The organism is Candidatus Binataceae bacterium, assembly GCA_035500095.1.
Lineage (GTDB): Bacteria > Desulfobacterota > Binatia > Binatales > Binataceae > JAKAVN01.
The window spans coordinates 1-17,160 of record DATJXN010000155.1 but is presented as its reverse complement, the minus strand read 5'-3'; the positions used below and the strand labels follow the sequence as shown (position 1 = coordinate 17,160).

At 63.6% G+C, this 17,160-nt stretch carries 13 protein-coding genes; 7 read left to right on the top strand and 6 right to left on the bottom strand.

All coding sequences use genetic code 11. The features are described 5' to 3' along the window. From VMI09_17385 to VMI09_17375, 3 genes are all read left to right on the top strand, one after another. Nucleotides 1-472 (top strand): NrsF family protein (locus VMI09_17385; GenBank protein HTQ26466.1); only part of this gene is annotated, 472 nt, incomplete at its 5' end. A 135-nt stretch (nt 473-607) separates the two neighbouring features. Then, on the top strand, nt 608-1,234 hold the full coding sequence (gene msrA, locus VMI09_17380; GenBank protein ID HTQ26465.1) for a peptide-methionine (S)-S-oxide reductase MsrA: 627 nt from the start codon (nt 608-610) through the stop codon (nt 1,232-1,234). Between the two features lie 183 nt (nt 1,235-1,417). Next, nucleotides 1,418-2,290 carry a TIGR03620 family F420-dependent LLM class oxidoreductase gene (locus VMI09_17375; protein HTQ26464.1) on the top strand — a complete coding sequence of 291 codons (873 nt, stop codon included), beginning with the start codon at nt 1,418-1,420 and terminating at the stop codon, nt 2,288-2,290. Between the two features lie 30 nt (nt 2,291-2,320). On the opposite strand, the gene VMI09_17370 is transcribed toward VMI09_17375, so the two are convergent. Continuing rightward, complete coding sequence (locus VMI09_17370; protein HTQ26463.1) at nt 2,321-6,595, bottom strand: DUF748 domain-containing protein; 4,275 nt, start codon at nt 6,593-6,595, stop codon at nt 2,321-2,323. A 372-nt stretch (nt 6,596-6,967) separates the two neighbouring features. On the opposite strand from VMI09_17370, the gene VMI09_17365 reads away from it, so the two are divergent. Together VMI09_17365 and VMI09_17360 are read left to right on the top strand one after the other, a co-directional pair. Then, complete coding sequence (locus tag VMI09_17365; protein ID HTQ26462.1) at nt 6,968-9,337, top strand: phosphoketolase family protein; 2,370 nt, start codon at nt 6,968-6,970, stop codon at nt 9,335-9,337. Further along, complete coding sequence (locus VMI09_17360) at nt 9,325-10,518, top strand: acetate/propionate family kinase (GenBank protein HTQ26461.1); 1,194 nt, start codon at nt 9,325-9,327, stop codon at nt 10,516-10,518. Before VMI09_17365 ends, VMI09_17360 begins: the two co-directional genes overlap by 13 nt. A 129-nt stretch (nt 10,519-10,647) precedes the next feature. Here VMI09_17360 and VMI09_17355 read toward each other — a convergent pair whose 3' ends face one another. Then, a complete protein-coding gene (locus tag VMI09_17355) occupies nt 10,648-11,241 on the bottom strand; it encodes a response regulator (protein ID HTQ26460.1) in 594 nt (197 codons plus the stop codon). A 171-nt stretch (nt 11,242-11,412) separates the two neighbouring features. Next, complete coding sequence (locus VMI09_17350) at nt 11,413-13,056, bottom strand: sigma 54-interacting transcriptional regulator (protein ID HTQ26459.1); 1,644 nt, start codon at nt 13,054-13,056, stop codon at nt 11,413-11,415. 233 nt (nt 13,057-13,289) lie between these two features. On the opposite strand from VMI09_17350, the gene gtdA reads away from it, so the two are divergent. Further along, nucleotides 13,290-14,336, top strand: a complete 1,047-nt coding sequence (gene gtdA / locus VMI09_17345) for a gentisate 1,2-dioxygenase (protein HTQ26458.1) — start codon at nt 13,290-13,292, stop codon at nt 14,334-14,336. A 65-nt stretch (nt 14,337-14,401) separates the two neighbouring features. Here the strand turns inward: gtdA and VMI09_17340 are convergent, their stop codons facing one another. Genes VMI09_17340 through VMI09_17330 form a run of 3 tightly spaced genes read right to left on the bottom strand, consistent with a single transcriptional unit; the run spans nt 14,402 to nt 16,656 of the window. Beyond that, a complete protein-coding gene (locus VMI09_17340) occupies nt 14,402-14,635 on the bottom strand; it encodes a hypothetical protein (protein HTQ26457.1) in 234 nt (77 codons plus the stop codon). Nucleotides 14,636-14,655: 20 nt separating this feature from the next. Beyond that, nucleotides 14,656-15,504: a polysaccharide deacetylase gene (locus VMI09_17335; GenBank protein ID HTQ26456.1), complete on the bottom strand. Its 849-nt coding sequence runs from the start codon at nt 15,502-15,504 to the stop codon at nt 14,656-14,658. Between the two features lie 33 nt (nt 15,505-15,537). Then, entirely contained in the window at nt 15,538-16,656 is a 1,119-nt protein-coding gene (locus VMI09_17330) for an amidohydrolase family protein (protein ID HTQ26455.1), read from the bottom strand. A 210-nt stretch (nt 16,657-16,866) separates the two neighbouring features. Between VMI09_17330 and VMI09_17325 the strand changes: the two genes are divergently transcribed. Further along, nucleotides 16,867-17,160 (top strand): NAD(P)-binding protein (locus tag VMI09_17325; GenBank protein HTQ26454.1); only part of this gene is annotated, 294 nt, incomplete at its 3' end.

Sequence of the window (17,160 nt, the reverse complement as noted above, 5' to 3'; positions counted from 1 at the left end):
GCTCGCTGCGGCCCTGGCGCTGCGCGCAGCGATTCCGGGACGGAGCGGCGGACTTGGCGGGCCCATAGCCGTAATTGTGCTGGCGATGATCGGCACCAAGCTGGTGATGGTCGGCGCGCCGATACGTACCGGCTATCCGCTCGCGGAATTTCTGCACACGGGCCTCGGATGCGCCGTCGGGACCTGCGCGCTGGCGGCGCCGCCCTGGATAGCGCTTTGGTGGGCGGTCAAGCGAGGCGCGCCGACGAGCGGCGCGGCCGCGGGAGGATTGATCGGCGCGGCCGCGATGCTTTTTTCCTTCGCCCTGATGCGCCTCAATTGCGAGATCGACGAACCGTTGCATCTTATCACCTGGCATTTGATGCCCGTGCTGCTGCTTACCACGCTATCCGCCGCCGCCGGTGCCGCATGGCTGCGCTTTCGCCCGCGCGCGCGGCTGAGCGAGAGATCCGGAGGTGGTCCGGCGATGTGACTTTTCGCCGCGATTTGGGGAACCTTACTGTGAGACGGGCGATTCCGAAGAAGAGCTCACAAGCAAGCGGATCGGCCAATTCAATCAACCAATTCAATCAATATGATCAGCCTTCGCCGTCCACGAACCTTTTCCTTGTATGCATTGGCTTTGATCGCCGCGGCCGCGACGAACGTCAGCGCCGCCTCGGGTCGGGCCGCTGAATCGGCGCCGCAGAACACGGGCGCGCAGCAGACGGCGGTTTTTGCCGGCGGATGCTTCTGGGGCGTGGACGCGGTCTTCAAACACGTCAAGGGAGTGGACCGGGTCGTCTCTGGTTATGCCGGGGGCGCCCCTGCGACCGCGGAGTACGAGGTCGTGAGCACCGGGACGACCGGACACGCGGAATCCGTGGAGGTTACTTACGATCCGTCGGAAATATCGTATGGCGATCTGCTCGAGGTGTTCTTCAACGTTGCGCACGACCCGACCGAACTTGACCGGCAAGGTCCCGACACGGGATCGCAGTACCGCTCTGCGATTTTCGTGACCAATGCGGAGCAGAAAAAAGTCGCCGACGCCTATATCGCCAAGCTCAACCAGGCGAAGGCGTTTCCCGATCCGATCGTCACCCGGGTCGTTCCGCTGAAGGGCTTCTATCCCGCCGAGGCCTACCATCAGAACTACCTCGAGCGCCATCCCGATAATCCCTATATCGTGATCAACGATCTGCCCAAGCTCGAACTGCTGCGCGAAAAATACCCCAAGCTCTATAAGCCGTAGAAAAGTGAACGCATCGCGCCGCGCACCCCTGCATGAGCCGCGCGCTCAAGGACGGTTTCGCTCTCTTCAATGCGTGCGAGCTTCGGAGCGCGTCACGCTCTAACACCGAGCAGCCGGCTCGTGCTACGCTGCGCCGCCTGAAGGCTCGGGAATTCACGAGGGCCGCTGCGAGGGAGAGAGGCGATGGAAATCGGTAAGTTGGGCGCGTTTTGCTTCATGGATGCGATGCCAGCGCCGGAGAGCGCCGCGTTTTGCCGCCGGATCGAGCGGATGGGTTACAAGGTCATCTGGACGCCCGAGGCGTGGGGACGCGAGCCATTTGCGCACGGCGGCTACGTGCTCGCCAATACCGAGCGCCTCATATACGCAACCGGCATCGCCAACGTGTGGGTCCGCGATCCGGCGGCGATGGCCTCGGCGGCGAGGACGCTGGCCGAACTTGCCTCCGATCGCTTTATTCTCGGCATCGGCGTAAGCCATCGCTCGCTGGTCGAGGATCTCCGCGGGCACAAATACGTCAAGCCCTTAAGCTACCTGGGCGATTACATTCCGCGGATGAAATCGTCGCTCTACAACGCGGTTGCGCCCAAGACCGAGCCGCCCCTGGTTATCGCGTCGCTGCATCCCAAATCGCTCGCACTTGCGGCGCGCGAGGCTCATGGCACCCACACCTATTTGTGTCTGCCGCCGCATACCGCGCAGGCGCGCGCCATCATGGGCCCGGACAAATGGGTCTGCGCGAGCGTGGTGGTTATCATGGAGCGCGACGCCGGCAAGGCGCGCGCCCGTGCGCGCGAGCATCTGAGCTTTTACGCCAACCAGGACAACTATCGCCGGATCCTGATCTCGCAAGGGTTCACGGCGGAGGACTTCGAGAACGGATGCAGCGATCGCTTGATCGACGCGGTGATTGCGTGGGGCAGCGAGGACAAGATCAAGGAACGGATCGACGCGCAACTCGCGGCCGGCGCGAATCACGTCTGCATGATGCCGCTAAGATGCGATAACCCGTGGCTGCCGGACGAGCGCGCATTCGAGGCTTTCGCTCCGCGCTGAGACGTTCGTCGCGCTGACGGCCTCAGCCACTCACTCGACCGAAAGCTCCGCGCGCGTGGCCTTGCCGCCGTCCTTGATCCCGTCGGCGTTGAGCTTGGGCGCCGCTATGGTGATCCGGCCGGGATCGATTTTTCCGCTGAGCGCCTTCTGCACCGCGTTGGCGCGATCTTCGGCAAGTTGCTTGAGATCGGCGTCGGTGACCTTGGTGTTGGCGATCATGAGCTTTTTCATCGCGTCGGGGTCAAGCGATTTGTTGAGTCCGAGGAGGTCGCGCGGCTTGTCGAACTTCGCCGCCTTGTAGGCGCGTTTCAGGTACTTGTCGTACTCGTCCGGCGTGACCTGGACGCTCGCCAGGTCCACGTTCGCCGGATTCTGATCGTTGTCGAGCACTTTCTGCTTCGCCACGCTTTGTTCGACCAGCGCCGCAGGCAGCCCTTCGCGGTCGATTTTTGGATCGATTCTGCCCGTGATAACGAGCTTGAGCGCGGGCCGCTCCTGCAAGGCCTTGGCGACCGTATCCAGCTTCTTCATCTCCGATGCGGTTACGTTCGCCCAGCCGGGAGCGAAGACGACGTAGTTGAGATCCTGGCCGCCGCCCGCGCCTCCTCCGGCGACTCCGTTGACGGCAGAGGCGATCAGGCTGAAGGGCGAAGTTACCGCCTTCATGATCAGATTGACCACGACGTGCACCAATACCGCGCCGATGCTGAATTGCGGATCCGAGAGCGAGCCCGACACCGGAATACGAAGGTCGATTTGGCCCTGCGGATTCTTGAGTAGTGCGACGGCGAGGCGGATCGGCAGATTGAGCGCGTTGGGGCTCTCGACCTTATCGCCGAAGGTCAGTTGGTCGATTAAGATATGGTTTTCGGCGGTGAGCTTTTGCTGATCGAGCAGGTAATGCACGTCCACCGTCAGCGCGCCTTTGACTATCGGGTAGCCGGTGTACTTGGCCGAATAAGCCGAGAGGTCCGTCAGTTCCACGTTCTCGGCCTTGGCCTTGATATCGACGAACGCGAGCGGAGTGAGCGGATTGACCTGGCCGCTGATGGTCAGCGGCGAGCTGCCATTGACCTGTCCGTCGAGTTCGACGTCGGCCGGCGTCGTGGAACTCGTGCCGAAGGTTCCCACCTTGCCTTTGATCTGCGTGAGGTCGGCCGAGTAGTTGGGTTTGATGAAATTGTCGGTGTAGTTGACCTGGCCGCCGCTAAGGTTGATCCCTCCGATTTCGAGGTTGGCGGGAAGCGGCGCCGGGCTCGGCGCGGCGGCAGGAGTTGCGGCGGCTGCGGCTGCGGTGGGCGTGGGTAACGGCGTCGGTGCGGGCGTCGGGGCCGGTGCGGTCGAGCCGGGGGCTCCGTGCGCGCGCGTCAGCGAGACCCCCGCCTCTTCGGGACTGGCCGTGACGTCACGCAGGTTCAGGCGGCCGTCCGAATTGAGAATGATCCGCGCGTAGAAGTCGCTCAGATCGAGCGCCGCCACGTGGAGCTTGGGCGGGCCCGCGCCCATCAGGAAATCGATCCCGTTCGCACTGAACGAGCTCCAGCGCAGAAAGCTCTCGTTGGTCACCTTGTCGAGCATCTTCACGCTGACCACGGCGGCGCTACCGCGATAACTCACGCGCATCTCCTTGCGCGCGCGCTCGTCCGCCACTCCGACCTCGCCGTTCATGGTCAGGGCGGCGCTGGAGATTTTGGTATTGAGATGGCTGGTGACGTAAGGGTCGAACGGCGCGAGATCGAGGCGGCGAATGGCGATACGCAGATTCACCTTGAGCGGTGTCGGCGTAACCGTGCCGGCCACCTTGAAGCTGCCCTTGCGGTTGAGGATGCCGTCGAGGTCGAGCGCGATCGGCTTGGTGAGATCGTCCGATATGTTCTTCAGATGAAGATTAAGCGGCGCGACGGCGACCGCCACCTTTTGCGGCATCGCCTCGTCCTCGACGCGAATCTCGGTTTTCTCAAGCGCCACGGACGCAACCTGGTAATGCCACTGTCCGGGCGAAGGAGTCGGCGCCGCGGCGGGCAAGCGGGCGCGAGTTTTTGCCGTCCTACGGCTCCTCCGTTCGCGTGCGGTCGAAGCGGCGAGGCGCTCGCGCGCCGACGGCGGGGTTTGCGTTGGCGCCTTTTTCTCCGCCGGGAGCGTCGCCGCTGCGGACTTCTCCGCCGTTGATTTTTTTTCGGGCGCCTTCTTCTCGCTGCGCCTGGATGACGCGCGCGAGCGGCGCGGCACGGCAGTGGTGGGCTTGGCCTCGGGCGTCGCCGCCCCCCGCATCAGCGAAGCCAGGCTCAGCTGGCCATTCCGATCGCGCCGAACGAACACTTGCAATCCCTCGAAGCGCACTTCGCTGACCGTCGCCCGATGCGAAGCGAGATCGACCGCGCCGATCGAGGCGCTCAGCTTGTTCCATCCGATCGGGCTTTGGCTCTCGCCGGGAGCGCGCAAGTCGAAATTGTCCAGCGCCACGCTCGCCGGCGCCGTATGCACGTTGAACTTGCCGGGGGCGAAGAAAGTCTGGATGGCGGCGTGGGTTGTGAGTTTGCCGGATGCGACGGTTGCCGCGAGAAACTGCTTGGCGAAACCCTGCAGCGCGGGGATGTCGATTGTGTCGAGCGTGACGTCGGTCGTCGCCTGCGATTGAGCGAGGTCGAGCGCGCCCCTGATCACTATCGAGCCACCGCCGCTAAGCGTCGTCCCGAACTCGTACGGAGCCGGCGCTTTCTGTCCCACCGTACGCAGGTCTTTGAGCACGACGTGCAGGTTGCCGAGAGTCAGCGCCGCGGGCGGCGCGACGCTATTGTCGGTTATCAGTACCGCGCCGTTGGTCAGTTCCAGCGCTGCCAATGCGAAGTCGGCGGAGGCCGGCGACGCGGCCGCCGCCGGCGCTTGGGGTGTGGCTGCCGCCGCGGGTGGAGCGTTCGCGGTTAGCTGCGCGCTCACCGCTGCCGGTGTCGGCGTGGCGGCCGAAGTGGCAATCGTCGCGGTGGTAGGCAAAGCGGTCGACGCAGCACTGGCGGCGGCGGATGTTTTCGCGGGTGTGGGGGCAAACGTGGGGGCAGATGTGGAGCTCGGCACGGCCGACGATACGGAGCTCGGCACGGCCGAAGGGCGTGCTGCTGCGAGATTTGCGGCAGCCGGGCTCGGCATCGCAGAGGGCGAGACCGCCGACGCATTTGCCGCGGCCGGGCTGGGCGCGGCCTGAGGAGGACCAGTCGCGGGCGGCGCGCCGCTGGCGAGCGAGGCCAGGTTGATCCTGCCGTCGGCATTGCGCACGACGTGGACCGTCAGGCCGTCGAGATAAATTTTGCCGAGGTGCGTGACGCTCTTTAGCGGTTTGATCTCGTCGAGCACCACCGACAGATGCTTGAATGCCGCAAGCGGCGCGTTGGCGGCGTCGCGCACGTCAAGCTGGTCGATTGCCATCTCTCCACTTACGCGGATCTCCGGACCGCTCGCCGCGCTCACGAAGTGCACGTGCAATAGCGACGAGAACGTTCCCTGCGGAACCCTAAGCGGCAGCTTCTCTGGCACGTAGCCGAGGTAGAGCGGCAGGCCCAGGTTATGAAAATTGAGATCGATCACCGACTCGGGCGGTACCGCGAACGGCTTGGCCTTGCCGGCGATGCGCAGGGGGCTGCCGTCGACCACCATCTGCAGCAGCGGTTGGACGAACGTGTCAACGTCGGCCGGCAGATTGGCGATGAACGGGACGTCGAGTTCGAGGTGTTCGACCGCGTGACGCTGGTTCAGGACCTTGTCTTCGAAATGAATCTGACCTTGATGAATCTGGATGTTCGATATCGCGAAGCGCTGCGGCTTGGCGGGCTGGCTCGGCATGGGCGCCGGCGGTGGGCCGGAACTTTCGAGCAGGTCGGAGAAATTGAAATGCTGTTCGGCGGTGCGAACGATATGGATCGCGGGATGGTAGACAACGACCTCCTTGACCACCGGCGCAAGACGCAGCAGCGAGGTCCATGAAACCTTGACCCTGATGTGGCCGATGTCAACGAACGGATCGGGAGCGTCGCGGTCGCCGATATGCATCTTCTCGATGTTGAGCAGCAGCCGGTACGGGTTGAAACGGACCCTTTCGATGCTGAGCGGGCGATGCAGGCTTTGCGCGACCCGGCCGACGACGACATACTGCGTAATCACGGGCACGCCGACAAAGCCCACGAGCCCGAAGACCAGCACCACGACGACAACCGTGATGAAGCTCCGGCGCATCCAGCGCCGCCCGCCAAAACTGCCGCGGCCGAACGTCTGCGCCCAGACGCTCGATGCGAAGGCCTTTAGTTTGCCGATCACCTATGCGGCACCATGTCGCAGGACCCGGAGGTTAGGCGTCGCGTCGATTCGCCAGGGAATTATCGCCCTGGTTCGAAACTAGGCGACGACACTCAAGTTTACCGCTCGATTATGACCGCACGCCGTCAGCCTCACACAAGTGCAGTTATAGCCGCAAACGGTCAAACTGCGTAGCGCTCTTCGATAGATCTTCACGCGCCATTAATCTCCCCGTCCGATATCGAATGAGTCACTGGGACTTCCCACGAGCGGCCGAGACAGATCCGGCCGCGCCAGCCGCCGTATTGCCCGCTGAGGTCGATCGGACGAAGCTTGAAATAACAGGCTGGAATCCCGCTCTGAGGATCGCCCGCGCGCAGCGGAGGATCGAAGATGTCGTCCAATCTTTCAACCCGGCAGATAGAACTGATCGATGCGTACTGGCGGGCCTGCAATTATCTTGCGGTCGGGATGCTCTATCTACGCGACAATCCGCTGCTCAGGAAGCCGCTTCTGCCCGAGCATATCAAGCGCCGCCAGCTCGGCCACTTTGGCTCCGACCCCGGCCAGAGCTTCATCTGGGTACACCTCAACCGGCTCATCCGCGAGTACGACCTCAATGTGATGTACATCTCGGGCCCCGGCCACGGCGCACCCGCGGTGCTGGCGAACAGCTATCTCGAAGGCGTCTATACGGAGGTCTATCCCGATCGCAGCCGGGACGAGGAAGGCCTGCGCCGATTCTTCAAGCTGTTTTCGTTTCCCGGAGGAATCGGCAGCCATTGCACACCGGAGACTCCGGGGTCGATTCATGAGGGCGGCGAGCTGGGCTACAGCCTGTCGCATGCCTTCGGCGCCGCATTCGACAATCCGGATCTAATCGTCGCGGCCGTGGTCGGCGACGGCGAGGCCGAGACCGGCCCGCTCGCGACCTCATGGCATTCGAACAAGTTTCTCAATCCCGTCCGCGACGGCGCCGTGTTGCCGATCCTGCACCTCAACGGCTACAAGATCGCCAATCCCACGATTCTTGCCCGCATAACCCCCGACGAGCTAACGAGCCTGTTCAGCGGTTACGGCTACAAGCCGTATGTCGTCGAGGGCGACGATCCGCCGTCGATGCATCGGCAGATGGCCTCGACGCTGGAGAGCTGCGTGCTCGAGATCCGCACGATCCAGGACGAAGCGCGGAGCCGCGGAGGAGTGCCGCGCCGCCCGCGCTGGCCGATGATAATCCTGCGCACGCCGAAAGGATGGACCGCGCCCAAAGAGGTCGACGGCCATCGGGTCGAAGGCTCCTGGCGTGCGCATCAGGTGCCGATCGCCGACGTCATTTCCAATCCCGCGCATCTGAAATTACTCGAGCAGTGGATGCTGAGTTACCGGCCGCACGATCTTTTCGATGCCAATGGGCGGTTGATTTCCGAGCTCGGCGCGCTGCCGCCCACCGGCACCCGCCGCATCAGTGCGAACCCGCACGCCAACGGGGGCCTGCTGCGTCAGCCGCTGCTAATGCCGGATTTTCGCCGCTACGGAGTCGAAGTCGCCCGCCCCGGACATTCGATAGTTGAAAGCACCTACGTTCTCGGGCAGTTCCTGCGCGACGTGATGCGCGACAACATGACCAACTTTCGCGTCTTCGGTCCCGACGAGACCGCGTCAAACCATTTGCAGGCGATTTACGAGTCCACCCGCAAGACCTGGCTGGCCGAGATGAAGCCCGACGATGCCGACGGCGGCGAACTTTCACCCGATGGGCGTGTGATGGAGATGCTGAGCGAGCATACGCTAGAGGGCTGGATGGAAGGCTATGTGCTGACCGGCCGCCATGTCCTTTTCAACACCTACGAGGCCTTCGCGCATGTCGTCGATTCGATGGTGAACCAGCACGCCAAATGGCTGGAGAAGGCGAAGACCGACGTTTCGTGGCGCGCGCCGGTTTCCTCGCTCAACATCCTCATCAGCTCCACCGTGTGGCGCCAGGACCACAACGGCTTTACGCATCAGGACCCGGGCTTCATCGACGTCGTAACCAACAAGAGTCCGCGCGTTACGCGGATCTACCTGCCGCCGGACGCGAACTGCCTGTTGAGCGTGGCGGATCACTGCCTGCGGAGCGTCGACTACGTCAACGTGATCGTCGCCGACAAGCAGCCCCATCTGCAGTTTCTCGAGATGGACTCCGCGGTCAAGCACTGCACCAAGGGGATCGGACTCTGGTCGTGGGCCTGCAACGACCAGGGTGTCGAACCCGACGTGGTGTTCGCGAGCGCGGGCGATGTCGCGACGATCGAGGCCCTGGCGGCGGTCGCGATCCTGCGGGATAAATTTCCCGACCTTAAGATTCGCTTCGTCAACGTGGTGGACCTGTTCAAGCTGCAGCCGAGCCTCGAACATCCGCACGGGCTCGCCGATCGCGACTTCGACAGCCTGTTCACGATCGACAAGCCGATCATATTCAATTTTCACGGCTATCCCTGGCTGATTCACAAGCTGGCCTACCGCAGGACCAATCATCCGAACCTGCACGTGCGCGGCTACAAGGAGTTCGGCAGCATCAACACGCCGCTCCAGTTGGCGATCGAAAACCAGACCGACCGCTTCAACCTCGCCATCGATGCGATCGACCGGGTGCCGCGGCTGCAGGCCGTCGGCGCCGCGGTCAAGGATTGGCTCAAAGACCAGATTTGCGAAAACCTCGACTACGCCATCGCCAACGGCATCGACAAGCCCGAGATTCGCGATTGGAAGTGGCCTTACTGACCGTGGACGCCTGGCGGGTCGTACTTTCGTTCAACAGCGGATCTTCCTCGCACAAGTTTGCGCTCTATCGGCTGTCCTCGGACCGCGAAGAGCTGCTGGCCGAGGGCGCGGCGGAAGGAATCGCGCTTGCCGACGGACGGCTCTGGATCCGCGACGGCAGCGGGGAGGCGCTGAGCGACCGCGCACTAACCCTGTCCAACGGGGCGGAGGCTCTTGGGGCGCTCTTCGATGAGATCGACCGTCTGCGGCTGCCGCGTCCCGATGCGATCGGCCATCGCCTGGTCCACGGCGGACCCCGTCATTTCGCGCCCGAGCGAGTTACGCCCGACCTTATCGACGAGCTGCGCGCGCTGGTGCCGTTCGCGCCGCTGCATCTCCCGGTCGAGATCGAAAGTATCGAGGCGCTCGCGCTGCGATTTCACGAGCATCCGCAGGTCGCGTGCTTCGATACGGGGTTCCATCGGCATATGCCCGAGGTGGCGCGCCGCTTCGCGCTGCCGCGGACGTTGTGGGACGACGGGCTTTGCCGCTACGGCTTTCACGGCATCTCCTACGAATACATCATGGAGGCGCTCGGCCCCGCCGCGCCCGGGCGCGTCGTAATCGCCCACCTGGGAAACGGCGCCAGCATGGCCGCGGTGAAAAACGGGCGCGGAATCGACACCACGATGGGCTTCACGCCGACCGGAGGCTTCATGATGGGGACGCGCAGCGGCGACCTGGACCCCGGCCTGATGGCCTATCTCATCAACCACAAAGGTTATGACGGACGGCGCCTGGAGCGCATGGTCAATCATGAGTCGGGTCTGCTCGGCGTCTCCGCGATCACTTCCGACGTCAAAACATTGCTCGAAAAGAGAGCCGCGGACCCGAACGCCGCGCTCGCGATCGAGATGTTCTGCTACCAGGTACGCAAGCAGGTCGGAGCGATGGCGGCGGCGCTCGGCGGACTCGACCTGCTGGTCTTTACCGGCGGTATCGGAGAGCGCGCTGCGCCCGTCAGGTCGGAGATCTGCGGCGGCCTGGAACATCTCGGGATCGCCCTCGACGAGGGGCGCAACGAAGCGCACGCAGACACAGTCAGTGCGGCGGAGGGCGCGTGCATGGTGCGCGTGATTCTGACGAACGAGGGCCTGATGATCGCGCGCCACACGCGCCGAGTGAGTTTCGGCCGCCCCTGAAGCATCGCCGTAGCTTCAAACCGCTGCGAAAAAAAAGAGGGCCGTTCGTCAACGGCCCTCCCGAGCAAAGCGCAGTATTTTTACTCCCTTCCCGCGCGCCGGGAAGAGAGGCTTGCGGCCGGCAGCGTGCTAGGCCTGGGAATCCTCGGCCGGCTGGGCGTTATCGATCAAACGTTCGACGAGCGCGGTAAGCTGTCTGCGGTAGAACGGCTTGGGCACATAGTCGTCGCATCCTGCCTCGATCGCGCGGCGCAGATCGTCGCCGGTCGCGCAGGCGGTGAGGGCGACGATCGGGATGTTCTTCCACCGGCTTTCGCTGCGCAGAGCCTTGGTCAGCATCACGCCGTCTTCGTCGCCCGCGAGCTTGAGGTCCATCAGGACCAGGCTCAAGCGCTCGGAATTCGCCTCGAGCTGGACGCGCATCTCCTCACCCGAGGATGCGGTGATGACCTCGTACTTGGGCTCGAGAATAAATTTGAGCAAGGTCTGCGCATCGGGTTCATCCTCGACGACGAGCACTCGCAACCGCGGCTGTTTGGGGCGGCAGAGCCCAACAACCAGTTGATCGCGCTCCAATTCGAGAATGTCCCTGCCGCTATTTCCAGAGCCGACGCTCATTGTGTCCCCCTGGTCCTTTTCCTTATGCACGGAGTTGATGCCTCGTCGTGCGTCGGTACTCGACAGCTGCAACCCGGCCCAACCAGCCCCCCTCGTCTGCCACATTCACCGACGTCCCTCTCTCTGCGAACGCAAAACTAATGCCATCCATCGCTCGATTATCGTCGAGCTAAATCTTTGATTCTGCTAGGAGATTTCGCTCTCTAAATTGTTCCCGGTGGATACTTTTTGTTTCTCCATGCCACTAATCTTGGCAGTGCCAGATTTAGATACGATCTAGCGCAGCCCATACTCCTTCATCTTCTTCTGCAGCGAGGCCCGTGAAAGTCCGAGCGCAACCGCCGCGCGCGACACATTGCCATTATGCTGGTCGAGGACCCTGGCGATGTAGTCCGCCTCGAAAGCCGCGCGCGCTCGGCGCAGGGGGCCCTTAACGTCCTCTTCTGCTGAATCGGGAGTCTCGGCCGGTGCTGGGGCTGCCAGCGATCGGAGGGGTGATGCCTGGGCGCCGCGCTTCTGCCCGGGTCCCGGATGGCCTGCCGATATGCCGTTGACCTGCGTGACCTGCGGATGGTGCGGGCGCAGGCGTGGCGAGAGATTCTCGGGCGTTATGTTCTGGTTCGCTCGCGTGAGTGCCACGGCGCGCTCGATTTCGTTGCGCAGCTCGCGGACGTTGCCGGGCCAATCGTACTGGGTCAGCAGTTCCAGTGTTGCCGGATCGATGCCGGCGACGGGTTTGCGCTGCTGCTCGGCGGCTATAGCGAGGAAGCGCGTTGCCAGAAGCGCGATATCCTCGCGCCGGTCGCGCAGCGGCGGCAGTGAAATCGGAAAGACCGCGAGCCGATAGTACAAATCTTCGCGGAACCTTCCCGCGGTGACTTCCGCCCGCAGGTCGCGATTTGTCGCCGACAGCACGCGCACGTCAACCTTGCGCGGGAAGCTGTCGCCGAGCGGCACCACTTCCTGCTCTTCGAGCACGCGCAAAAGCTTCGCCTGCATGGGCAGCGGCATGTCGGCGACTTCGTCGAGAAAGACCACGCCGCCTGCGGCCGCGCGGAACAGCCCCGGGTTGTCGCGGATCGCGCCGGTGAACGCGCCGCGGCGATGGCCGAAAAGTTCGCTCTCGAGCAGCGGCTCGGGCATCGCGGCGCAATTCAGCGCCAGAAAGGGACGGTCGCTGCGCGCGCTCGCGCGATGCAGTCCGCGCGCGACGAGCTCCTTGCCGGTGCCGGTCTCTCCCTGAATCACCACGGTGATCGGCGAGGCCGCCGCGGTTTCCATCAGACGCAGCACTTCCGCCATCGCCGGCGAAGTGCCGACGATCTCGGCGAAGCCATCGACGCGCGCGAGGTCGCGGCGCAGCGCGCCCACCTGCGCACGCAGGTTGGCTTCGGACTCGCGCACCTGCGTGTACAGCCGCGCGTTCTCGATCGCGATCGCGATGCTGCCCGAGATGGCCTCGATAAATGTCAGATCGTCGTCGGTGAACCCCTGCGGTCCGCGGCCGTTGACGACTTCGACCACCCCGATCGTTCCCTGCCGTGTCGACAGCGGGGCGGCCAGCACGTTGCGTGTGACCAATCCCGTCATCTTGTCGATCCCGTGATACAGACGGGGATCGTTTTGCGCGTCGTTGACCACCAGCGCCTTGCCGCCCTTCAGCGCGGCGGCCGCAATTCCAAGTTCGGCCGAGAAGCGCAGCGCCGCGAGCCTCTCTCCGACCTCCGGATCTTCTTCCGAAATGTATGGAAAGTAGAGTTCCTTGCGTTCGTCGTCCAACAGTAGGACCGAAGCGCCCTCGGCGTCGAGCGCTTCGCGGCATTTGGCCACCACGAGCGGAATCAACTGTTCGATCTCGATTCGCGCGGCGAACGCGCATCCGAGATCGTACAGCAGACGGAAGCGTGCCTCCTCGTCCATCGCGCGCGAGTCCCCCCCGGCCCTAAGTTTGCCCGGTTATTCCATGCAAGGGCAAATTTTTTTTGAGCTAAATGTGACCTGATGCCAGCGATGTTTATCCGACCAGCTTTAGGCTCAAATTATTCTAGTCGCGCAGTATGATTCTAGTAGCCGCTCATTACGCTCGCTTGTTTGCCGCGATCGCAGTAGTTTCGTACCAATTCAGGACGGCCGACCCGGGAGGTGACGCAACGATGCCGGAGCCACAACGCACACCCGAGCGCGAGCAATTCTACGCAAAAATCGCGAGCAGCAGCCTCGCTCCGCTGTGGGAGGTGCTCAAGAGTATTCAATCCAGGGAGCCGCGTCCGCCCGAGGTCGCGGCGCTGTGGCGCTACGATGAAGTCCGTCCGATGCTGATGGAGGCGGGGCGTCTCATTTCAGCGGCCGAGGCCGAACGCCGCGTGCTGATCCTCGAAAACCCGGCTCTGCGCGGCAATTCGCCCCCGCGCATCACGCATTCGCTGTTTGCCGGCCTGCAGCTCATCCTGCCCGGCGAGATCGCGCCGAGCCATCGGCACACCCAGAGCGCGCTGCGCTTCATAATCGAAGGCGAGGGCGCCTACACCGCGGTCGACGGCGAGCGGACCACAATGCGGCCGGGCGATTTCGTGATCACGCCGTCATGGACCTGGCACGATCACGGCAACGAGACCGGCCAGCCGATGGTATGGCTCGACGGGCTCGACTTGGCGCTGGTCGATCTTCTGAACGCGGTTTTCTTCGAGCCCTACGGCGAAGACCGCTTCCCGCAGGCGCGGCCCGAGGGCGACTCCGACGCCCGTTTCGCAAGCGGCCTTATGCCGATCGATTACGAGCGCCGCGGCCTGACGAGCCCGATCCTGAACTACAGCTATGAGCGCACGCGCGAGGCGCTCGAAAGGATGAGCCGCAGCGGCGGCGCGGACCGCTGCCACGGATTCAAGATGCGCTACGTCAATCCGGCCACCGGCGACTGGGCGATGCCGACGATCGGCACTGCGATGCAGCTTTTGCCGCGCGGCTTCAGCGGCGTGCCCTACCGCTCGAGCGACAGCACGGTATTCGTCGCGGTCGAGGGCAGCGGATGCACGGTGGTCGGCGGAGAGGCGTTCAAATGGAACCGGCACGACGTCTTCGTCGTGCCGAGTTGGCGCGAGTACCGTCACGAGGCCGCCGACGAATCGCTGCTGTTCAGCTTTTCGGATCGCCCGGTGCAGGAGAAGCTCGGGCTGTGGCGGGAGTGGTGCGCCGCCAGATGACCTGGCGCTCGGAGTGATAGCGGATTTACCGCAAGAGCACATGCGCACTCAATGCGCGGGGCGGCTCAGGCCGAAGCGGACGGATCTTCCGGTTTTGACGGCTCGGCGGCGGCGCGCGGACCCGGGGCGGGTGCGCGGAAGTCATCGTGTGCGCGCGCCTTCGCAGATATTCCGCTTCTGCCGAAGCGGCGGCGGACCGCACCCACGATGTTACTTAGGATCGCAGCCAAGGCGATAATCGCGACGATCGCGATCACCAGCAGCGCGAACGCCGCATAGAGCTGCATTGCCGAGGCCATGGTTTATGCCGCGTGCGCGTTCATCGGGACGGCGCCTTGAGCGGATGCGTGCGCTTCCACTCGCGCGCCACCTCCGCCATCGTGCGGAAGCTGACCTCCGCGCGCTCCTTCATGTGTTCGACCAGGCGGTTGAGCATCAGCATGCGATGGCCGCGGCCGATGACCTGCGGATGCATCGTCAGGCAGTATACCCCCTCGCGGACGAAGTCGCAGAGGTAGTCGAAATCGCCGGCCCATCGTTCGTACACCTGCGAGGGCGACGATAGTCCCTGGTTGACGCCGTAGAGCCACTCGAACGCGGGAAAGTCATCGAGGCCCCAGGTCACCGGTAGCTCGACCATCTCGACCTCGCGGCCGAAGACGTAGGGTCCGTCCTTGGCCGGGACGTCGCCGATGCGGCAGTAGTAGGGCGTGTAGTCGTTGCCCATCAGGCTGCTGTCGTAGAGAAAGCCGCGCTCGAGCAGGAGGCTCAACGAGTGCGGGCTCAAATCCCAGGCCGGCGAGCGAAAGCCCTCGGGCGGCTTGCCGGTGATTCGGCGGATGGTCTCGGTGCCGCGGTCGAGCACCCGCCTTTCGTCGTCGAGCGAGAGCGAGATCGGATTTTCGTGGCAATAGTTGTGATGACCGATCTCGTGTCCCGCGTCTGCCACGCGCCGCACCAGGCCGGGATAGGTGTCGATGGTGTGGCCGGGGATGAACCAGGTCGATTTGATCTCCCATCGCGCGAGCAGGTCGAGCAATCGCTCGGTCGCCACGGCGCCGAACTCGCCGCGCGAGATAGCGCTCGGCGAAGTCGCGTTGAGACTCCCAAGCCACACGCAGATCGCGTCGAAATCGAACGAGAGGCATACCGCGACTTTGGCCGCCATGCGGATCTCCTCCGTGCTCTTCCTCGGGTCGCCTCAGATGCGGTAGAAGGCGGCCGCGTTATCGCACAGGATCTTTTCGACCGAGCGCTCGGGCAGCGCGCCGAGCAGTTTGCGCGTGGTGCCGACCGGATGGACGAACCCCTCGGCGTGCGGATAGTCGGAGCCGATGAAGAAGCGATCGTCGCCAGCAAACTGCACCATCAGAGGGAACATCCGCTCCTCCGGATTGGCGCTGACCCAGATGTTGCGCGCGAAATATTCGGCTGCCGAATGTTTCATCCGCGAAGTGTGGCCAAGATATCTGTAGCGGTAGTCGACGCGTTCGAGCCATTCGCCGACCCATCCCGCCATCGACTCGATCGTGCCGACGCGCAGCCGCGGAAAGCGCTCGAACACGCCGTCATACATCATCGAGGTCAGCGCGATGCGCGGATCCTGCACGTTCATCATCGTGATGTACATGAAGCCGGGATTGCCCGTGCGATACCACTGGCTGCCGGTGTAGTTGGGATGGCCGACCAGATGGATGCCCACGGCGAGGTCGAGTTCCTGCGCCGCGGCCCAGATCGGATCGAAATCCGGATTGCCGAAGCTGCGCCCGCCGATCGGCGCTGCGCCGACGAATATGGCCCGGCATCCGAGCTTCGCCACACGCTCTATCTCGCGCACGGCAAACGCCGCTTCGCGCATCGAAATATGCGCCGCGGGGAACAATCGGTCCCGATGGCCGGCCACCAGTTCGAAGGCCCAGGTGTTGTATGCGCGGCAGAGCGCGTCGGCGAGCGCAGGCTCGTCAACCGAGCTTTCCCACAGAAGTCCCATCGTGGGGTAGATAACCTGCGCGGCGAATCCCTCTTCATCGAGGTAGCGGATCCGCAAGCCCATGTCTTGCCATTGCCGGTTGGCAATTCGGTAAAGGTCGAAGTCGCTTATGTCGCGACCCTCCTCCTTTTGTCCGTAGCCGGCGCAGGCGCTCATCAGCTCGTCGAGATCCGCCATGCGCATCGGCCGGTTATCGACGACGAGGCCAGTGACGCGGCCGCCGGGGTCGAGGTGGACACGGACGGTGCGATCGCGGTAGGCCGGTTCTGTATAGCGCTCGAAGAGATCGAGCGGCTCGATAAAGTGGCTGTCTCCGTCGATCACTCTCATCCTGCCGAGGCTCCGTCCTTTCCGTCCACTCCAATAGCGCGTTTGAGGCCGGTACTAAAGTCGCCCTGGGAAATCGAGGGAAGTTGGACCAAATGAGCGCGATGGTTCGCGCAACTGAGCCCTTTCGGCTGGACTTTCCGTTAAGCCGTGCGTAAACGCGCAAAACCGTGTGTTGTGCGATGTCAGCGTTGTGGGTAAAATCGCGGACTTATGAGCGGGCAGCAGAAAGAGAGCCTGAACTCCGCGCCTGCGGCTTTAAAGACGGCCACCGCGCCTGGCGCCACCATCATCATTGGAGCCGGGCCCGCCGGACTGACCGCCGCACACGAGCTTTCAGCCGCCGGACGGCCGGTGGTGATCGTTGAGCAGGATCCAGAGCACGTCGGCGGCATCGCCCGCACCGTCAGCTACAAGGGATTCCGTTTCGACATCGGCGGACACCGGTTTTTTTCCAAGAATGCCGAAATCGAAAAGCTATGGAGCGACATTCTCGGCGAGCGGTTG

Excerpts from the sequence above, each read along its gene's own strand:
- VMI09_17375 (HTQ26464.1), top strand. The coding sequence starts at position 1,418 with ATGGAAATCGGTAAGTTGGGCGCGTTTTGCTTCATGGATGCGATGCCA.
- VMI09_17365 (HTQ26462.1), top strand. The coding sequence starts at position 6,968 with ATGTCGTCCAATCTTTCAACCCGGCAGATAGAACTGATCGATGCGTAC.
- VMI09_17355 (HTQ26460.1), bottom strand. The coding sequence starts at position 11,241 with ATGTGGCAGACGAGGGGGGCTGGTTGGGCCGGGTTGCAGCTGTCGAGT.
- VMI09_17350 (HTQ26459.1), bottom strand. The coding sequence starts at position 13,056 with ATGGACGAGGAGGCACGCTTCCGTCTGCTGTACGATCTCGGATGCGCG.
- gtdA (HTQ26458.1), top strand. The coding sequence starts at position 13,290 with ATGCCGGAGCCACAACGCACACCCGAGCGCGAGCAATTCTACGCAAAA.
- VMI09_17340 (HTQ26457.1), bottom strand. The coding sequence starts at position 14,635 with ATGGCCTCGGCAATGCAGCTCTATGCGGCGTTCGCGCTGCTGGTGATC.
- VMI09_17335 (HTQ26456.1), bottom strand. The coding sequence starts at position 15,504 with ATGGCGGCCAAAGTCGCGGTATGCCTCTCGTTCGATTTCGACGCGATC.
- VMI09_17330 (HTQ26455.1), bottom strand. The coding sequence starts at position 16,656 with ATGAGAGTGATCGACGGAGACAGCCACTTTATCGAGCCGCTCGATCTC.